Below are 15,237 nucleotides of genomic sequence, written 5' to 3'. Positions count from 1 at the left end.
TTTCAGGCGCGCATCAGCTTGCCTGCGTGACGCCAAGTCTGCGGTGACTGGGGAAACACTGCTGCCAGCGCGGTTTCCGACAAGCCAAGGTGGCGCTGCAGCACCGGCGCCAGCACCTGGCGGAAGTCGCTGGTGACAGCCAGGTCGCGGCCGTCGGCGAGTGCGGCGGCGTCCAGCCCCGGCCAGTCGCCCAGCACCTGGCCGCCCGCGATGGGACCGCCCAGCAGCCACATGACGTTGCCTCGGCCATGGTCGGTGCCGCCATTGCCGTTCTGCCGCACGGTGCGGCCGAACTCGCTCAGCACCACGATGACCGTGTCCTGGTACGTGTCACCCAGCCCGCGGGCCAGCGCATCCAGGCCCTCGCCCAGGCTGGCCAGCCGGTTGGCCAGGGCGCCGCGCGCGGCCCCCTGGCTGACATGTGTGTCCCAGCCGCCCACCGCCGTGAACGCCAGCTGGGTGTGCGGGTCCTTGCGGATCAGCGTGCCCAGCCGCTGCGCGTCGGCCGCGAAGCTGCGTGCGGACGGCGCACCGGCGTCGGCAGACGGGTCCACGGACCGGCCACCCGCCATGCCGCCCGCCATCGCGTTGCCCGAGGCCATGCTGCGCGCCATCTCGCCACGACCCTCGGTGGTGTCGCGCAGCGTGCTGCGCAGCGGGGCATCAGCGGCATAGAGCTTGGCCAGGCCAGCCTGCATCTGCGGGTTGTCAATGGCGCGGCGCTGCAGCGCGTTGGGCCCCAGGCCCAGGCTCGCGACGCTGGCGGTGCCCGAGAAGATGCGCGGCGGCGTGTTGCCCTGGCTGATGGCCCGCGTGGGCGCCGGCTCGCCGGGCAGCGCGGCTAGCAGCCGGTTCATCCAGCCGTCGGGTGTGGACTTGCGGCCCGGCGTGCCGGACTCCAGGTAGTCCTGCGCGTCAAAGTGCGAGCGCGTCGGGTCGGGCGAGCCGCTGGCGTGCACGAAGGCGAGCTGGCCGCCATCCCAGTGGCGCTTCAGCATCGCGAGCGACGGGTGCAGGCCGAACAGCGAGTCCAGCTTGATGAGTCCATCGTCGGCGCCCGGCGCCGGCAGCGCGATCTGCGGCCGGCCCTCGGCGTAGTCGCGCTCGCCGTAGGGCGCGACGACGGACAGCCCGTCCACCGCGCCGCGCAGCATGACGACGACCAGCTTTTTCTGCGCGCCGCCCTGGGCGCGCACCAGCGAAACGGGCAGGCCGCCCAGCGTGAACGCACCGAAGTGCAGCAGTTGACGACGCAGCATGGAGGCTCCTATCGCTTCATGAAGTCAGGGGAGGCCAGCAGCAGCGCCACCTGCTGGCCGGCGGGTTCGGCCGCCAGCGTGCGGCGCGTCGCGTCGCTGAGCGACGCACCCAGCGTGCTGCCCAGCCGCTCGGCGCCCATGCCGCTGCGCTGGCCCAGCGTCGTCGCCAGCTGCACGCGCTGCGTCAGCGCCTCGGGGTTGCGCCAGGCTGCGGCGGTGTTCTTGTAGCCGTCCGGCGTCTGCGCGCCGTACAGCGGCTGGCCGGCCTGCTGCAGCGCCTGCAGCAGCGGCTGGGGATTCGTCAGCGGCAGATCCAGCGCGCGCAGGCTGGAGACGAGGTACTGGTACGGCGTCTTGAACTTGGCCTGGTAGGCCTCCCGGCTCCAGAACTCGTCGGTGCGCATCAGCGTGCGCGTCAGCTCGCGCAGGTCGCCGCCGGTAGCCTTGAAGTTGTCGGCCAGCCGCGCCACCAGCGCTGGCGGCGGCTGGTCGGCGACGAAGGCCTGCGCGAACTTGAACGCCAGGTGGCGGGCCGTGGCCGGGTGCGCCGCCAGTACGTCCAGCGCACGCTCGCCCTCGGCCTGGCCCGCGGGAGCGATGGCCTGGCCTAGCCAGGTCTTGTCACCACGGTCGTGGCGGCGCGCGTCGAATTCGAAGGCCTCGCCGCGGCCTGCGCGGGCATTGACGCCCCAGCCGGTCAGCATGCGCGCCAGCTCGGTCACGTCGCGCTGCGTGTAGCCGCCGTCCACGCCCAGCGTGTGCAGCTCCATCAGCTCGCGGGCGTAGTTCTCGTTGAGGCCGCCACGGCGTGCCCCACCCGGGCGCGCCGCGGCCGGCGCTACGCTCTGCGCGTTGTCCAGGTAGATCAGCATCGCCGGGTGCCGCGCCGTGGCGCCCAGCATGTCGCGGAAGCGCCCCAGCACATGCGGGCGAATGGCGTGCTGCTCGTAGTCGGCCAGCAGCACGCCGACCGCGTTCTTGCCGGCAAAGACGTTGAAGTGGTTGAACCAGAACTCGGTCAGCACCTCCTCCAGCTGGGCGGGGCTTTGCAGCGCGCGGGCCAGCCGGGCCGTGCCGGCCTGCAGCACCAGCGGGCGCACCTGCTCGCGCACGGCGTTCAGCGCGTCGGCGTCGGGCATGCGGCCCTGGGCCTGCTCGCGCCGCGCCTCGCGGGCCGCGCGAACGGCGTCGCGGTAGCGAGAGAGCAGCGCGGCTTGGTCGAGCCTGAGAACCTCCAGGCCGGCCAGCCGCGTGGCCAGCGGCTCTGGCACCGGCAGCAGGCGCGGCTGCAGCTGTTCATCCAGGAAGCGCGCCAGCCAGCGCTCGGCGCCCTGAGCGGCGATGACGGCGGCGTCAGCCGGGCGCGGGCCGTAGCCGAGACGGTTCAGCGCGTGCAACGCGCGTTCGTCGGCGCTTAGCGGGCCACCGGCAGACGCTGCTGCGGCACCGGCAAGCCGGGCCAGCGGAGCACCTGCCAGCGCGACCGCGCAGCCCAGCACGAAGCGGCGATTTATCATCGGGGGTCTCCTGTCCGTTGGCGCAGCGGAGCATCCCGCAGTGCACACAAGCTCGTGTGGCGGAAGCGCAAAGATTTGTGTCGGAGCGCCCTCGCTCACGCCCGCCCGCTGAAGGCGGCGTGCCTGATCGGTTTCCCGGTTGGACGGCGATGCTCGTGGCGGCCCGGCGCTCGGCCAGTCGTCCGGCGTCAGCGATCCAGCCAGCGTTCGAGGCTGCGCAGCGTGCCGGCCACGTCCAGCGGCTTGGTCCAGAAGGCATCGAACCCGCCGCGCTCGGCCAGCGTGGCCGCGAGGTAGCCGGGCTCGGCCGTCACCAGCACGGCCGGCACCCTGGTCGGCAGGCCGACCTCGCGCAGCCGCGCCAGCAGCTGGTCGCCGGCGGCGTCCGGCAGGTGCTGGTCGCACAGCACCAGGTCCACCTGCCGTTCCGCCACGGTGGTGCAAGCCTCGCTGCCGCTGCGCGCCACCAGCAACTGGCAGCCGCCATGCAGTTCCAGGATGCCCTGCATCAGTAGCACGTTGACCGGGTCGTCCTCGACATACAGCACCGAACGGTTTGCCATGTCGGGCCTCAAAGGACGGGGCGCGGCAACGCCGCGCGGCGGGGGGTGGCAGGGAGGGTGTGCAGCAGCTTCATGGCATCAGGACTCGGCGTTCAGGTTATCAATTCTTTGATAACTTCGATACCCGCAAAGAAAGGGTGGCCTATGCCGGCCCCGCCATCCAATGCCGCAGCGCCGCTGCCATGGCCGGCCAGCCGTCAATGTCGCCGCCGGTGGCCGCCTCCTCCAGCGCCTGGGCGCGGGCCGCCAGGGCCGGCTGGCCAAGCAGCGTCAGCACCGCCTTCAAGCCATGGGCCACTCGGCGCAGCGTCGACACATCGGCGGCGGCGAGCGCGGCGTCGCCCTGCGCCAGGTCGTCGGCAAAGCGACTGGCGCAGCCGACACGGAACTGCTCGTACAGCACGCGGTCGCCGCCGAAATGGTCTTGCACCGGGTCTCCCGCCACCGCCCCCGCCACCGCTTCGGGCGCGCCCGGCAGGCTGGGCTGCAGCAGCTCCACCATGGCTGCCAGCAACTGCGCCAGCGGCACCGGCTTGCGCAGCGTGCGCGCCACGCCGAGCGCGGCCAGCTGCTGCGCGCGCGCATCGGCCACACCGGCGCTGAACACCAGCCACGGCGGCGCGCCGTCCGCGCGGGCCACGCCTTCGGCCAGCAGCGTCTCGGCCGAGCCGTCGGGCAGCATCAGGTCGCTGACCACCAGCTGCCAGCCGCCCTGCGCCAGCGCCGCGCGGCCCTCGGCCAGGCTGCGCGCCACCTGCAATTGCACGGCCGGCGCCTCCGCGATGAGCGCCGGCAGCTCCTCCAGCGCCAGCTCGACGAAGCGGGCGATGGAGGCGTCGTCCTCGATCAGCAGCAGGCGCGCAGGCATGGCAGTGGGGCGGCGCCGGGTCAGGCCGCGGAGGTGGCCTGCGCCAGCAGCGGCGGCAGCTGCGTCACCAGCGCGGGCTTGTGCACCACCGGCACGCCTTCAAGCGCAAAGCGGTAAGGCTCGCGCTGCGCCTCGTCCAGCGCGGTGATGACGATCAGCTGGCTCCGCGCGAACTGCGCATGCGAACGCAAGCCGGTGATGAGCGCCGCACCGTCGATGCCGGGCAGCAGGATGTCGATCAGCAGCAGGTCCGGCTCCAGCCGGCCCGCCATCGCCAGGCCCGCAATGCCGTCCGAAGCGATGTGCAGTTCGGCGTCCGGCAGCTCGCGCTTGACCACCAACGCGATGAGGTTCTGGAAGTGCGCCGAGTCCTCGATCAGCAGCAGCGTCAGCGGTCTGGCCGCCGGGCGCGGCGGCTGGGCGGGCCGGGTCGTGGGTGCGCGGCCGGACAGCCATGCCTCCAGCGAGGCGCGCAGGATGCGGCGGTGGCCGCCAGGCGTCTTCCAGGCCTGCAGCTCACCGCGGTCGACCATCAGTTGGACTGAACGCACGGCGAGTCCCAGTCGTTGGGCGGCTTCGGTGGTAGAGCAGGTGTCGGGCGAATCGGGCAGGGAGTTCACGCGGGACATTTTGCCGAATTCATCGATGTTCTGGGGCTTCAGCATATTTGATAAAAACGAATACAGATCGATACTCACCGCGCTGTCCCGGAGTTCCGCATGTCGTCCATCTCGCCCTTTTCCCGCACGTCACCGGTTGCCGATCCACGGCCGGCGCCGCCGGACCGCGACGACGGCATACGAGCCCACCGCGTGCGGCTGGGCTATCTGGCCGAGGCGCTGGCGCGCCGGCTGGGGCTGGACGCCGACACCGCGCAGCTGCTGCGCCGGGCCGCGCCGCTGCACGACATCGGCGAGTTCGATCCCACGGCGACCTCCTTCCAGCCCGACTGGCCGCTGACCGCCGCCGAGCAGCGCCGCCTTCGCCGGGCGCAGCCGCAGCGCGGCGCCGCGCTGCTGGGTAGCTCGCGCCTGCCGCTGTTCGCACTGGCCGCCGAGATCGCGCTGAACCACCGCGAGCGCTGGGACGGCAACGGCTACCCGCTCGGCCATCGCGGCAAGGCCATTCCGTTGTCGGCGCGCATCGTCGCCGTGGTGGACTACTTCGACGCTCTGACCATGCGCCGCGACTTCCGCCCCGCCCGCGCCGACGACCTGGGCCTGGCCATGCTGGCCGAGCAGGCCGGCAGTGCGTTCGACCCGGACATCGTCGCCACCTTCATCGCCCATGCCCCCGAGCTGATCGCGCTGCGCGACCGCATCGACGCCGGCCAGCGCCCCGTGGCGGATCGGGCCGACCGGTGAACTGGCCGGCGCTGCTGATTTCGCTGCTTGTGGGGGGTACGGCCACGGCGACGGCCACTGCAGCCCCCACGCTGGAGCGCGTGCGCGCCAGCGGTGAGCTTCGCATCTGCATCTGGCCCGAGTACCACGGCATTTCGCTGCGCCACCCGCGCACCGGCCAGCTCACCGGCATGGACATCGACCTGTCGGCCGCCTTCGCTGCCGATCTGAAAGTCAGCCCCCGCTACGTGGACTCGTCGTTCGCCACGCTGGTGGAAGACCTGCAGCTTGGGCGTTGCGACGTCGCCATGTTCGCGGTCGGCAAGACCGCGCAGCGCGAGCGCCAGCTACGCTTCACGCGCCCCTACATGGCCAGCGACATCTACGCCGTCACAACGCTCAGCAGCCGCGTCGTGCAGCGCTGGGAGGACCTGGACCGTCCCGGCGTGCGCATCGCCGTGCAGGCCGGCACCTTCATGGAGCCCGTGATGGCCCAGGCGCTGAAGCAGGCTACCCTCGTGACCGTGCAGCCGCCCGACACGCGCGAGCGTGAGCTGGAAGCCGGCCGCGTGGACGCCTTCATGACCGACTACCCGTACAGCCGTCGACTGCTGGACAGCGCCGACTGGGCCCGCCTCGTCGCGCCGGCCAAGCCCTTCCACGTGCTGCCCTACGCCTACGCCGTGCGCCCGGGTGACGCGGCCTGGCTGGACACGGTGGACGGCTTCGTCGCCCGCATCCAGCGAGATGGCCGACTGCGCCAGGCAGCCGAGCGCCACGGCCTGGCTGCCATCGTGCTGACGCGCTAGGGCCGGCTTCAACACCGCAGCAGTATCCAGGCCTCAAGCCCCATGCTCAACCGCACCCGCTGGCGCCCGAGCAGCATCACCGCAGGCGCGGGCGTGCTGCTGGCCGTCACCCTGCTCTCCGGCGCCGCCTACACGCTGTGGCACGAACACCGCGAAGCTGACGTCGAGCTGGCCGCGCGCCAGGCCCTGCTGGTGCGCGTGCTGGAAGACCATGCCAGCCGCAGCCTGGACGCCACCCAGGTGGCGCTGGTGGGGCTGGCCGACATGGCCGCGCGCGGCGCGCCGGCCGATGTGCTGCAGGCCTCACTGGGCCAGACGCAGGCCAGCCTGGGCTTCCTGCGCGGCCTTGCACTGGTGGACGAAGACGGCCGCGTGCTGGCCGCCGCCGACCCGGCGGACCGGCAGGCACACATCGCGCCGAGGGCACTGGGCCCGTGGCCGGCGGTGGGGCAGGAGCACGTGGGCAGGTTCGTCGCCGCGCGCAGCCTGGCCGATCTGGATGCACAGCGGCGCCGCGTCATCGTGCCACCCGGCGTGGGCTTCATCCCGCTGCTGCGCACGCTGCCGCTGCCCGGCCCCGACGGCGGCCGGCAGGCGCTGCTGGTGGCGCTGCTGAACCCGGACGCGCTGGCCAACTTCCAGCAGATGACGCTGCAGGACCCACGGGCCGCCGCCGCGCTGGTCAGCCTGGACGGCCAGGTGCTGGCGGCCACCGGCGGCAGCGAGCTGCATGCGGGCCAGCATCAGCCGCGCCTGCTGGCACCGGGCGCGCCGCTGGCCCGCGTGCGTGACGGTGACGAGCGCGGCCGCTGGGAGGGCCCTGGCCTGCGCGACGCACCGCAGCTGGGCACCTACCGGGCGTTGCGCGCACGGCCCTTCGTCGTCTTACTCGAATTGCCGCGTCAGGTGCTGCGGGAGCAGTGGCTGGCGATGCTGCGCGACCTCGGCCTGCCGGCGCTGGGCCTGGCCGCGGCGCTGCTGGGGCTGTCCGGCGTCGCCGCTGCGGCGCTGCGCGAGCGCGAGCGGTCGCAACTGGCGCTGGACCACGCGCAGCGCCAGGCGGCCGAGCGCGAGCGCGAGCTGAGCGCCATCGTCGGCAGCGTGCAGGACCTGCTGTTCCGCACCGACGCCGCCGGCCGGCTCAGCTTCGTCAACGAGGGCTACGCGCGCCTCAGCGGCCAGTCGGTCAGCGGCGTGCTGGGCCGGCCGCTGGATGCGCTGTTCGGCGGCGCGCCGGCGGTGGCGGCGCTGTTCGACACCGGCGCTGCGGAGGATGCACTGCCACGCCAGCTACGCGCCGAATGGGTGGGCCCGGGCGGACAGCCGCGCGCCTGCGAAATCCACCTGGTGCCGCTGCACCACCCGGACGGCGGCCTGGAATGGGTGGGCAGCGCGGCCGACGTCAGCAGCCTGATGCGCGCGCAGGACGAGCTGCGCGCGCAGCTGGGCCTGGCCCGCTCACTGCTGGGCAGCAGCCCGCTGCCAACGGCGGTGCTGGACCACGACAACCGCTACCTGGACGTCAACCGCGCCTGGGAGCAGTTCACCGGCCGGCGCCGCAGTGACGTGCTGGGCCGCCGCGCGGCCAGCTACCTGAGTGCGGACGAGGCTGCGCTGCACGACGCGCGCGACGCCGAGCTGCTGGCGCGCGGCGGCGAGATCAGCTACGAGGCCGTCTGGCACGGCAGCGACGGCCGGCGGCGCGACCTCTACATCAGCAAGGCGACGTTCCCGGACGCGCACGGCCGGCCGATGGGCATCGTCGTATGCTTCATGGACATCAGCGACTTCCGCGAGGCCGAGCGCGCCACGCTGTCGGCACGCGACGCGGCGCTGCAGGCCTCGCGCGCCAAGTCCGATTTCATCGCCAACGTCAGCCACGAGCTGCGCACGCCGCTGCAGTCCATCCTCGGGTTTGCCGAGATCGGCACGCTGCGCGCGCGTGAACAGCCGCGCCTGGCGCCGCTGTTCGACGACGTGCACCGCGCCGGCACGCGCATGCTGGGCCTGGTCAACGACCTGCTGGACCTCAGCAAGATCGAGCGCGGCGCCGAGCCGCTGCGGCCCGAACGGCTGGACCTGCGCGCGCCGGCGGACGACATCGCCCGCGAGCTGGCGCCGCTGCTGGCCGCCAGGCGGCTGCAGCTGAGCTGCGCGCTGGGCGACGAGCCGTTGATCGCACTGGCCGACCCGCAGCGCCTGCAGCAGCTGCTGCGCAACCTGCTGGCCAACGCGATCCGCTTCTCGCCCGAGGGCGGCCTGATCGAGCTGCATGCCGGCCTCGCGGACGGCGGCGAGGTGCGCGTGGAGGTGGCCGACCGCGGCCCCGGCATTCCGCCGGACGAGCTGGAGACCATCTTTGAGGCCTTTGTGCAGTCCAGCGCCACGCAGGGCAGCCACGGCGGGACCGGACTGGGGCTGGCGATCTGCCGGCGCATCGCCCAGGCGCACGGCGGGCGCGTGTGGGCCGCCAACCGCGACGGCGGCGGCGCCATCATTTCGCTGGCATTGCCGGCCACCCGCGTGGGCGATACGCAGCACACGTCGCGGTAAACGCGGCACCGCGGCACTCAGGTCCCGAGGCGCGACAGACGGTGCAAACCCGCCACGTGCGTCGGCCCCGGTGACGGCGACTGCAGCGGCTGCAGCCGGCCGCCGCGCAACTGCAGCACGCGGTCGGCACTGCGCGCCAGCGCAGCGTCCTCGGTCACGACCACCTGCGTCAGCCCCCAGGTCGCCAGCGTGCGCAACGCCAGCGCCACTTCGACCGTCATTGCCGGGTCGCGCGGCCGCGTGATGTCGTCGCACAGCAGCACGGCGGGTTCGCTGGCCAGCGTGCGCGCGATGACGACACGCTGCTGAGCGCCACGGCTCAGTGCGCCGGCCAGGGTGTCGAACTGCCGGGCCAGGCCCACGCACGCCAGCAGCTCGCGGGCACGCTCGGCGGCGTCGGCGGCGCCCGCCAGCGCCGGCGCCTGCATGACGTTCTGACCCAAGCTGAGGCCGGGCAGCAGGTCCAGGCCCCTGCACAGCAGTGCCATCTGCGCTGGCAGCGGGCCGCCGGGCGGCAACAGCCGGCCCGCCAGCATCAGGCTGCCGTGCTGGCGCGGCTGCAGGCCGGCCAGGCAGCGCAGCAGCGTGCTCTTGCCGGCGCCGCGCGGCCCGACGATGGCCAGCACCTCGCCGGGCATCACGTCCAGGTCGACATCGCGCAGCACCTCGGTGCGCCCCCGGCGATGGTGCAGTGCGCGCAAGCGAAGCATGGGCGCCATCGGGTCGGCATGGAACTCCGTCGAACTGCTGCTGACCATGGGATGGACATCGCAGCTTTCATGCCAGTATTTTTCCCGAGGCGCCGCGCAGCAGGGCTGCCTGCGTCTGTCCAGCCTTGGGCACGGCCAGCACCGGCGCAGTGCCGAACAGCCCCAGGCCGAGAAAGGACGAACAGCATCGGCTACACCCGGTGCCTGTTCACGAAAGGCCCGCCATGGATTTGCAGCTCACCGATCGCCTCGCCCTCGTCTCCGGCAGCACCGCCGGCATCGGCTTCGCCATCGCGAAGTCGCTGGCCGCAGAAGGCGCCCGCGTCATCGTCAATGGCCGCAAGCAGACGGCGGTGGACGAGGCCGTCGCGGCCATCGCCGCCGCCACCGGGCGCCAGCCGCTGGGCTTCGCCGGCGACCTCGGCCAGGCCGACGTCGCCGAGGCGCTGGTGCACCGTCACCCCGGCATCGCCATCCTGGTCAACAACCTCGGCATCTTCGAGCCCAAGCCGTTCGAGCAGATCCCGGATGCCGACTGGCTGCGCTTCTTCGACGTCAACGTGCTGAGCGGCGTGCGGCTGGCGCGGCTGGTGCTGCCGGCCATGAAGGCCGCCGACTGGGGCCGCATCATCTTCATCTCCAGCGAAAGCGCCGTGCAGATCCCGGCCGAGATGATCCACTACGGCACGACCAAGACGGCGCAGCTCGCCGTGTCGCGCGGCCTTGCCGAGTCGCTGGCCGGCACCGGCATCACCGTCAACAGCGTGCTGCCCGGTCCCACGCGCTCGCGCGGCGTCAACGACTTCGTCGAGCAGCTCGCCGGCGCCGAAGGCAAGACGTTCGCCGAGTTCGAGACCGAGTTCTTCGAGAAGGTGCGGCCGACATCGCTGATCAAGCGCTTCGGCACGCCGGAGGAGGTGGCCGCCATGGTGACCTACGTAGCCAGCCCGCTCGCCTCGGCCACCACGGGCGCGGCGCTGCGGGTGGACGGCGGCACGACGAAGAGCGCGTTCTGACGCGCTAATCGTGCAGGGACGACAGGAACTGCTTCAGCTCCGGCGTGCGCGGCGCGCTGAACAGCTCGGCCGGTGGACCGATCTCGTGCACGCGACCCTGATGCATGAAGATGACGCGATCGGCCACCTTGCGGGCGAAGCTCATCTCGTGCGTGACCATCAGCAGCGTCATGCCTTCTTCCGCAAGCGATTCGACGACGCGCAACACCTCGCCCACCAGCTCCGGGTCTAGCGCCGACGTGATTTCGTCGCACAGCAACACGGCCGGCTCCATCGCCAGCGCGCGGGCGATGGCCACGCGCTGTTGCTGGCCACCGGAGAGCTGGTCGGGCATGGCGTTGAACTTCTCCGCCAGGCCCACGCGGGCCAGCAACTTGGTGGACTGCTCGGCGGCCTGGTTGGGGCTGCGCTTCTTAACCAGCATGGGCGCCAGCATCACGTTGCGGCCTGCACTCAGGTGTGGAAAGAGATTGAAGCCCTGGAAGATCATGCCCACCTGCTGACGCAGCTCGCGCATGGCCATGGCGCTCTCGTGCAGCAGCGGCCGGCCGTTGACGGTGAGCGCGCCGTCCTGGAACTGCTCCAGCCCGTTCACACAACGCAACAGCGTGCTCTTGCCCGAGCCGCTCTTGCCGATGATGGCGATGACCTCGCCGCGCTTCACGTCCAGGTCGATCCCCTTGAGCACCTCGTTCGCGCCGTAGGACTTGCGCAGCGCCGTGATGCGGACGATGGGGTCCGACCCGAGCGTCGAGTGAATGGCTTCAGGACGGGCGGCCATGGAGCTTGCCTTCCAGGTGTTGAGCAAAGAGGCTGATGGGGAAGCACAGCGCGAAGTACAGCAGCGCCACGCAGCCGAAGACGAGGAAGGGCTTGAAGCTGGCGTTGGCGATCATGCTGCCCGCCTTGGTCAGCTCGACGAAACCGATGACCGACGCGAGCGCCGTGCCCTTGATGACCTGCACGAGGAAACCCACCGTCGGCGCGATGGCCAGCCGCCACGCCTGCGGCAGGATGACGTGGCGCAGTTGCTCGCCGAAGCTCAAGGCCAGGCTGCGCGCCGCCTCCCACTGCCCCTTGGGCACCGCCTCCACGCAGCCGCGCCAGATCTCGACGAGGTAGGCGCTGGTGTAGAGCGTCAATGCGAGCGCCGCGGCCGTCCAGGCCGACACCTCTAGCCCCAGCAGCGCCAAGCCAAAGTAGGCGAGGAACAACTGCATCAGCAGGGGCGTGCCCTGGAAGAGCTGCACATACCAGCCGATGACGCGCCGCGTGCGCGGCCCGAGGCCCAGCCGCAGCGTCAGCAGCAGCCCGCCCACCAGGCCGCCGCCGACGAAGGCGATGGCCGACAGCGCCACCGTCCAGCGCAGCGCTAGCAACAGGTTGCGAACGATGTCCCACAAGGTGAACTCGATCATGCCGACCTCCGGCCGAAGATGAAGCGCGGCCCGGCCCACATCAGCAGATGGCGCGCGGCGATGGACAGCACCAGGTAGGCCAGCGTCGCGACGATGAAGGCCTCGAAGGCGCGGAAGTTGCGGCTCTGGATCAGGTTGGCCGCGTAGCTCAGCTCCTCGGTGGAGATCTGGCCACACACCGCCGAGCCCAGCATGACGATGATGATCTGGCTGGTCAGCGCCGGCCACACGCGCTGGAAGGCGGGCGGCAGCACCACGCGCATAAACACCTGCACAGGGCTGAGCGCCAGGCTCTGCGCTGCCTCCCACTGCCCGCGCGGCGTGGCCTGGATGCCAGAGCGCAGGATCTCGGTGCCGTAGGCGCCTAGGTTGAGCGTCATGGCGATCAGCGACGCCGCTTCGGGCGACAGCTTCACGCCCGCCGCCGGCAGGCCGAAGAAGATGAAGAACAGCTGCACGATGAAGGGCGTGTTGCGCAGCAGCTCGACGTAGACGCCCAGCACGCGCCGCAACCACGCAGGTCCGCTGGCGCGCGACCAGGCACCGAGCACAGCGATGACTAGGCCGAGCGGCGTGGCGATCGACGTGAGGCCCACCGTCCACGCCAGACCCTTGAGCAGCAGCGGCCATTCGGCCAGCACGGCGGCGAAGTCGAAGCTGATCATGTCAGTGCTGCCCGGCCGCCCCGAAGGCACTGACGCGCCCCCTCGGGGGCCGTGAACGAAGAGCGCGTGGGGGCTTCATGGCGTCAGCTCACAACGGGAGTTCGCCGGCGCTGCGGTTCAGCCACTTCTTGGACAGCGCCTCCAGTTCGCCTGCCGCCTTGGCCGCCGCGATGATGGCGTTGACCTTGGCCAGCAGGGCGTCCTCGCCCTTGGCCACGCCGACGTAGCAGGGGCTGTCCTTCAGCAGCAGCTTGTATTCGGTGTTCAGCCCCGGGTTGCGCTGCATCAAGTTGCCGGCGACGGCCGCACTGGTGGCCAGCAACTGGGTCTGACCGGCGGCGAAAGCGGCGATGGTGGCGTTGTTGTCCTCGAAGCGCTTGTACTCCAGCGTGGCCGGCGCCACCTTGGCCAGCTCCTGGTCTTCCATCGCGCCGCGCGTCACAGCCACCGTCTTGCCGCCCAGGTCGGCCCAGGTCTTGATGGGCAGGCTCTTGGCCGCGAACACCGCCTGGAAGAACGGTGCATAGGCGGCGCTGAAGTTGATGACTTTCTCGCGATCCGGGTTCTTGCCCAGCGTTGAGATGACCAGATCGGCCTTCTTCGTCTGCAGGTAGGCGATCCGGTTGGCGCTCGTCACCGGCACCAGTTCGACCTTCACGCCCAGCTTGGCGCCGATCAGCTGCGCCATGGCCACATCCAGGCCCTGAGGTGCCATGTCGGGGCCGACGAAGCCGTACGGCGGGTAGTCGGTCGGCACGGCGATCTTGATCTTCTTGCTCTTCGTGATGGTGTCCAGCGCCGTCTGGGCGTGGGCGCCGGCGGCCAGCAGGCTCAAGCCCACGATCAGCAGGCGGCGGGTGAGGGTCGAGGTCATGCGGGTCTCCTGGGCAGCTTGTCGACGGTTTCGAGAAGTATGCGAAGGCTTGGCGCAGCTTCCGTGCCAGCGCTCACGCCTTGCCAGGCCGCGCGCACGCACGCATCCGGGCCGACGCCTGCGACGCGGCACCAAGCCAGTGCCCGTCGCCCCCGCCCTGCACCACGCTGCGGCAGCACCGGACAACAGCGCCCCTCATCACCGTGCGGTCATTTCATGCAACCAATAATGTTTCATGAAATCAAACAGCCAGCTGTCCGATGTCCTGCACGTGCTGCTGCACATGGCCGAGAGCGATGGCCCCGCCACGTCCGACAAACTCGCGATGGCGATGCAGACAAACCCCGTCGTGTTACGCCGGCTGATGACCGGTCTGCGCGAGGCCGGGCTGGTCGCGTCGTCCAAGGGCCACGGCGGGGGCTGGGTGCTGAGCTGCCCGCTGGATCGCATCACGCTGCGCGACGTGCACGAGGCGCTGGGCGCGCCGCGCTTCGTGTCGCTGGGCTTTCGCGAGGACCGGCCGGAGTGCCTGGTGGCACTGGCCGTCAACGAGGCGCTGGGCGCCGCCGTGCGCGACGCCGAGGTGCTGCTGCTGGAGCGGCTCGGCGCTGTGACGCTGGCGGCGCTGTCGCGGGACTTCCACCACCGCCTGGCCGACCACCACGCAGCAGGCACGCCCCACCGACTTGAGGAGCATCACCATGCAGATTGATTTCGCCGTCATCGGCGGCAGCTTTGCCGGCCTGTCCGCCGCGCTGCAGCTGGCCCGCGCGCGCCGCCAGGTGCTGGTCGTGGACGCCGGCCAGCGCCGCAACCGCGCCGTTGACGTCGCCGGCCTGACCTCGCACGGCTTCCTGACCCAGGACGGCCGTGCGCCTGCGGCAATAGCCGCCGAGGCCAAGGCCCAGCTGATGCGCTACCCCGGCGTGCAATGGCTGGACGGCAGCGCCCAAGACGCGCACGTGGCGACAGACGGCCGGTTCGCGTTCCGCGTCGGCGACCTCACCGTCAGCGCCGGGCGACTCATCCTGGCCACTGGCGTGCGTGACGAGCTGCCGCCGGTGCCGGGACTGGCCGAGCGCTGGGGCCGCAGCGTCTTCCACTGCCCCTACTGCCACGGCTACGAGCTGGGCGGCGGCGAGATCGGCGTCATCGCCGCCACGCCAATGGCGCAACACCAAGCGCTGATGCTGCCCGACTGGGGCCGCACGACGCTGTTCCTGAACGGCCTCTGCACCCCCAACGACGAAGAGCGCGCAGAACTGGCGCGGCGCGGCACTCACGTCGATACCACGCCGGTGCTGCGCATCGAGGGCGAGGCCGACGTGGTGCTGGCCGATGGCCGTGTGCTGCGCATGGCCGGCCTGTTCACGCAGCCTCGCACGTCCATGGCCAGCCCCGTCGCGGCTCAGCTGGGCTGCGCGATGGTGGACGGGCCGATGGGACCTTTTATCCAGGTCGGCGCCACGCGGGAGACCAGCGTGGCGAACGTGTTCGCCTGCGGCGACGCAGCCCGCGCCACCGGCAACGTGGCGCTGGCGGTGGGCGACGGCGTCATGGCGGGCTTCGGCGCGCACCGGTCGGCGATGTTCTGACGCGCCCGGCACACGGTCAGAATTCACCGCTGTCTCACCGCCCCGCC

General features: G+C 71.5%; 16 protein-coding genes. 6 read left to right on the top strand and 10 right to left on the bottom strand.

What is annotated here, in order from left to right; genetic code table 11:
- Nucleotides 1-2: 2 nt before the first annotated feature.
- From ACG02S_RS02845 to ACG02S_RS02825, 5 genes are all read right to left on the bottom strand, one after another.
- On the bottom strand, nucleotides 3-1,259 hold the full coding sequence (locus ACG02S_RS02845) for a DUF1501 domain-containing protein (protein WP_394468927.1): 1,257 nt from the start codon (nucleotides 1,257-1,259) through the stop codon (nucleotides 3-5).
- 8 nt (nucleotides 1,260-1,267) lie between these two features.
- Nucleotides 1,268-2,776, bottom strand: a complete 1,509-nt coding sequence (locus ACG02S_RS02840; protein ID WP_394468926.1) for a DUF1800 domain-containing protein — start codon at nucleotides 2,774-2,776, stop codon at nucleotides 1,268-1,270.
- A gap of 188 nt (nucleotides 2,777-2,964) precedes the next feature.
- Nucleotides 2,965-3,339 carry a response regulator gene (locus ACG02S_RS02835; protein ID WP_394468925.1) on the bottom strand — a complete coding sequence of 125 codons (375 nt, stop codon included), beginning with the start codon at nucleotides 3,337-3,339 and terminating at the stop codon, nucleotides 2,965-2,967.
- Nucleotides 3,340-3,481: 142 nt separating this feature from the next.
- Nucleotides 3,482-4,207, bottom strand: coding sequence for an Hpt domain-containing protein (locus ACG02S_RS02830; RefSeq protein ID WP_394468924.1), 726 nt, complete (start codon nucleotides 4,205-4,207; stop codon nucleotides 3,482-3,484).
- A 20-nt stretch (nucleotides 4,208-4,227) separates the two neighbouring features.
- Complete coding sequence (locus ACG02S_RS02825) at nucleotides 4,228-4,836, bottom strand: helix-turn-helix domain-containing protein (protein WP_394468923.1); 609 nt, start codon at nucleotides 4,834-4,836, stop codon at nucleotides 4,228-4,230.
- A 90-nt stretch (nucleotides 4,837-4,926) separates the two neighbouring features.
- Between ACG02S_RS02825 and ACG02S_RS02820 the strand changes: the two genes are divergently transcribed.
- Genes ACG02S_RS02820 through ACG02S_RS02810 form a run of 3 tightly spaced genes read left to right on the top strand, consistent with a single transcriptional unit; the run spans nucleotide 4,927 to nucleotide 8,912 of the window.
- On the top strand, nucleotides 4,927-5,571 hold the full coding sequence (locus ACG02S_RS02820; RefSeq protein WP_394468922.1) for an HD-GYP domain-containing protein: 645 nt from the start codon (nucleotides 4,927-4,929) through the stop codon (nucleotides 5,569-5,571).
- Nucleotides 5,568-6,359 (top strand): ABC transporter substrate-binding protein, encoded by a 792-nt coding sequence (locus ACG02S_RS02815; RefSeq protein ID WP_394468921.1) that lies wholly within the window; start codon nucleotides 5,568-5,570, stop codon nucleotides 6,357-6,359. Before ACG02S_RS02820 ends, ACG02S_RS02815 begins: the two co-directional genes overlap by 4 nt.
- A gap of 42 nt (nucleotides 6,360-6,401) precedes the next feature.
- Nucleotides 6,402-8,912, top strand: coding sequence for an ATP-binding protein (locus ACG02S_RS02810; protein ID WP_394468920.1), 2,511 nt, complete (start codon nucleotides 6,402-6,404; stop codon nucleotides 8,910-8,912).
- 17 nt (nucleotides 8,913-8,929) lie between these two features.
- Here ACG02S_RS02810 and ACG02S_RS02805 read toward each other — a convergent pair whose 3' ends face one another.
- Nucleotides 8,930-9,622 carry an ATP-binding cassette domain-containing protein gene (locus ACG02S_RS02805; RefSeq protein WP_394468919.1) on the bottom strand — a complete coding sequence of 231 codons (693 nt, stop codon included), beginning with the start codon at nucleotides 9,620-9,622 and terminating at the stop codon, nucleotides 8,930-8,932.
- Nucleotides 9,623-9,846: 224 nt separating this feature from the next.
- Here ACG02S_RS02805 and ACG02S_RS02800 point away from each other — a divergent pair, with 224 nt between their 5' ends.
- Nucleotides 9,847-10,638, top strand: a complete 792-nt coding sequence (locus tag ACG02S_RS02800; protein WP_394468918.1) for an SDR family NAD(P)-dependent oxidoreductase — start codon at nucleotides 9,847-9,849, stop codon at nucleotides 10,636-10,638.
- Nucleotides 10,639-10,642: 4 nt separating this feature from the next.
- Here the strand turns inward: ACG02S_RS02800 and ACG02S_RS02795 are convergent, their stop codons facing one another.
- The 4 genes from ACG02S_RS02795 to ACG02S_RS02780 all read right to left on the bottom strand — a co-directional run bounded on the left by ACG02S_RS02795 (nucleotide 10,643) and on the right by ACG02S_RS02780 (nucleotide 13,595).
- Nucleotides 10,643-11,419, bottom strand: coding sequence for an amino acid ABC transporter ATP-binding protein (locus ACG02S_RS02795; protein WP_394468917.1), 777 nt, complete (start codon nucleotides 11,417-11,419; stop codon nucleotides 10,643-10,645).
- Nucleotides 11,403-12,056 (bottom strand): amino acid ABC transporter permease, encoded by a 654-nt coding sequence (locus tag ACG02S_RS02790; protein WP_394468916.1) that lies wholly within the window; start codon nucleotides 12,054-12,056, stop codon nucleotides 11,403-11,405. The genes ACG02S_RS02795 and ACG02S_RS02790 overlap by 17 nt, the downstream gene beginning before the upstream one ends.
- Nucleotides 12,053-12,721, bottom strand: a complete 669-nt coding sequence (locus ACG02S_RS02785; protein WP_394468915.1) for an amino acid ABC transporter permease — start codon at nucleotides 12,719-12,721, stop codon at nucleotides 12,053-12,055. The genes ACG02S_RS02790 and ACG02S_RS02785 overlap by 4 nt, the downstream gene beginning before the upstream one ends.
- 88 nt (nucleotides 12,722-12,809) lie before the next feature.
- Nucleotides 12,810-13,595, bottom strand: a complete 786-nt coding sequence (locus ACG02S_RS02780) for a transporter substrate-binding domain-containing protein (RefSeq protein WP_394468914.1) — start codon at nucleotides 13,593-13,595, stop codon at nucleotides 12,810-12,812.
- A gap of 235 nt (nucleotides 13,596-13,830) precedes the next feature.
- Between ACG02S_RS02780 and ACG02S_RS02775 the strand changes: the two genes are divergently transcribed.
- Both ACG02S_RS02775 and ACG02S_RS02770 read left to right on the top strand, forming a co-directional pair.
- A complete protein-coding gene (locus ACG02S_RS02775; protein ID WP_394468913.1) occupies nucleotides 13,831-14,307 on the top strand; it encodes an Rrf2 family transcriptional regulator in 477 nt (158 codons plus the stop codon).
- Nucleotides 14,297-15,190 carry an NAD(P)/FAD-dependent oxidoreductase gene (locus ACG02S_RS02770; RefSeq protein WP_394468912.1) on the top strand — a complete coding sequence of 298 codons (894 nt, stop codon included), beginning with the start codon at nucleotides 14,297-14,299 and terminating at the stop codon, nucleotides 15,188-15,190. Before ACG02S_RS02775 ends, ACG02S_RS02770 begins: the two co-directional genes overlap by 11 nt.
- The last annotated feature ends 47 nt before the right edge of the window (nucleotides 15,191-15,237 follow it).

The organism is Pelomonas dachongensis (assembly GCF_043555865.1).
In the GTDB taxonomy this organism is placed as follows: domain Bacteria; phylum Pseudomonadota; class Gammaproteobacteria; order Burkholderiales; family Burkholderiaceae_C; genus Pelomonas; species Pelomonas dachongensis.
Note: the sequence above shows the minus strand (reverse complement) of the source record. Positions and strands in the feature narration are given on the sequence as shown.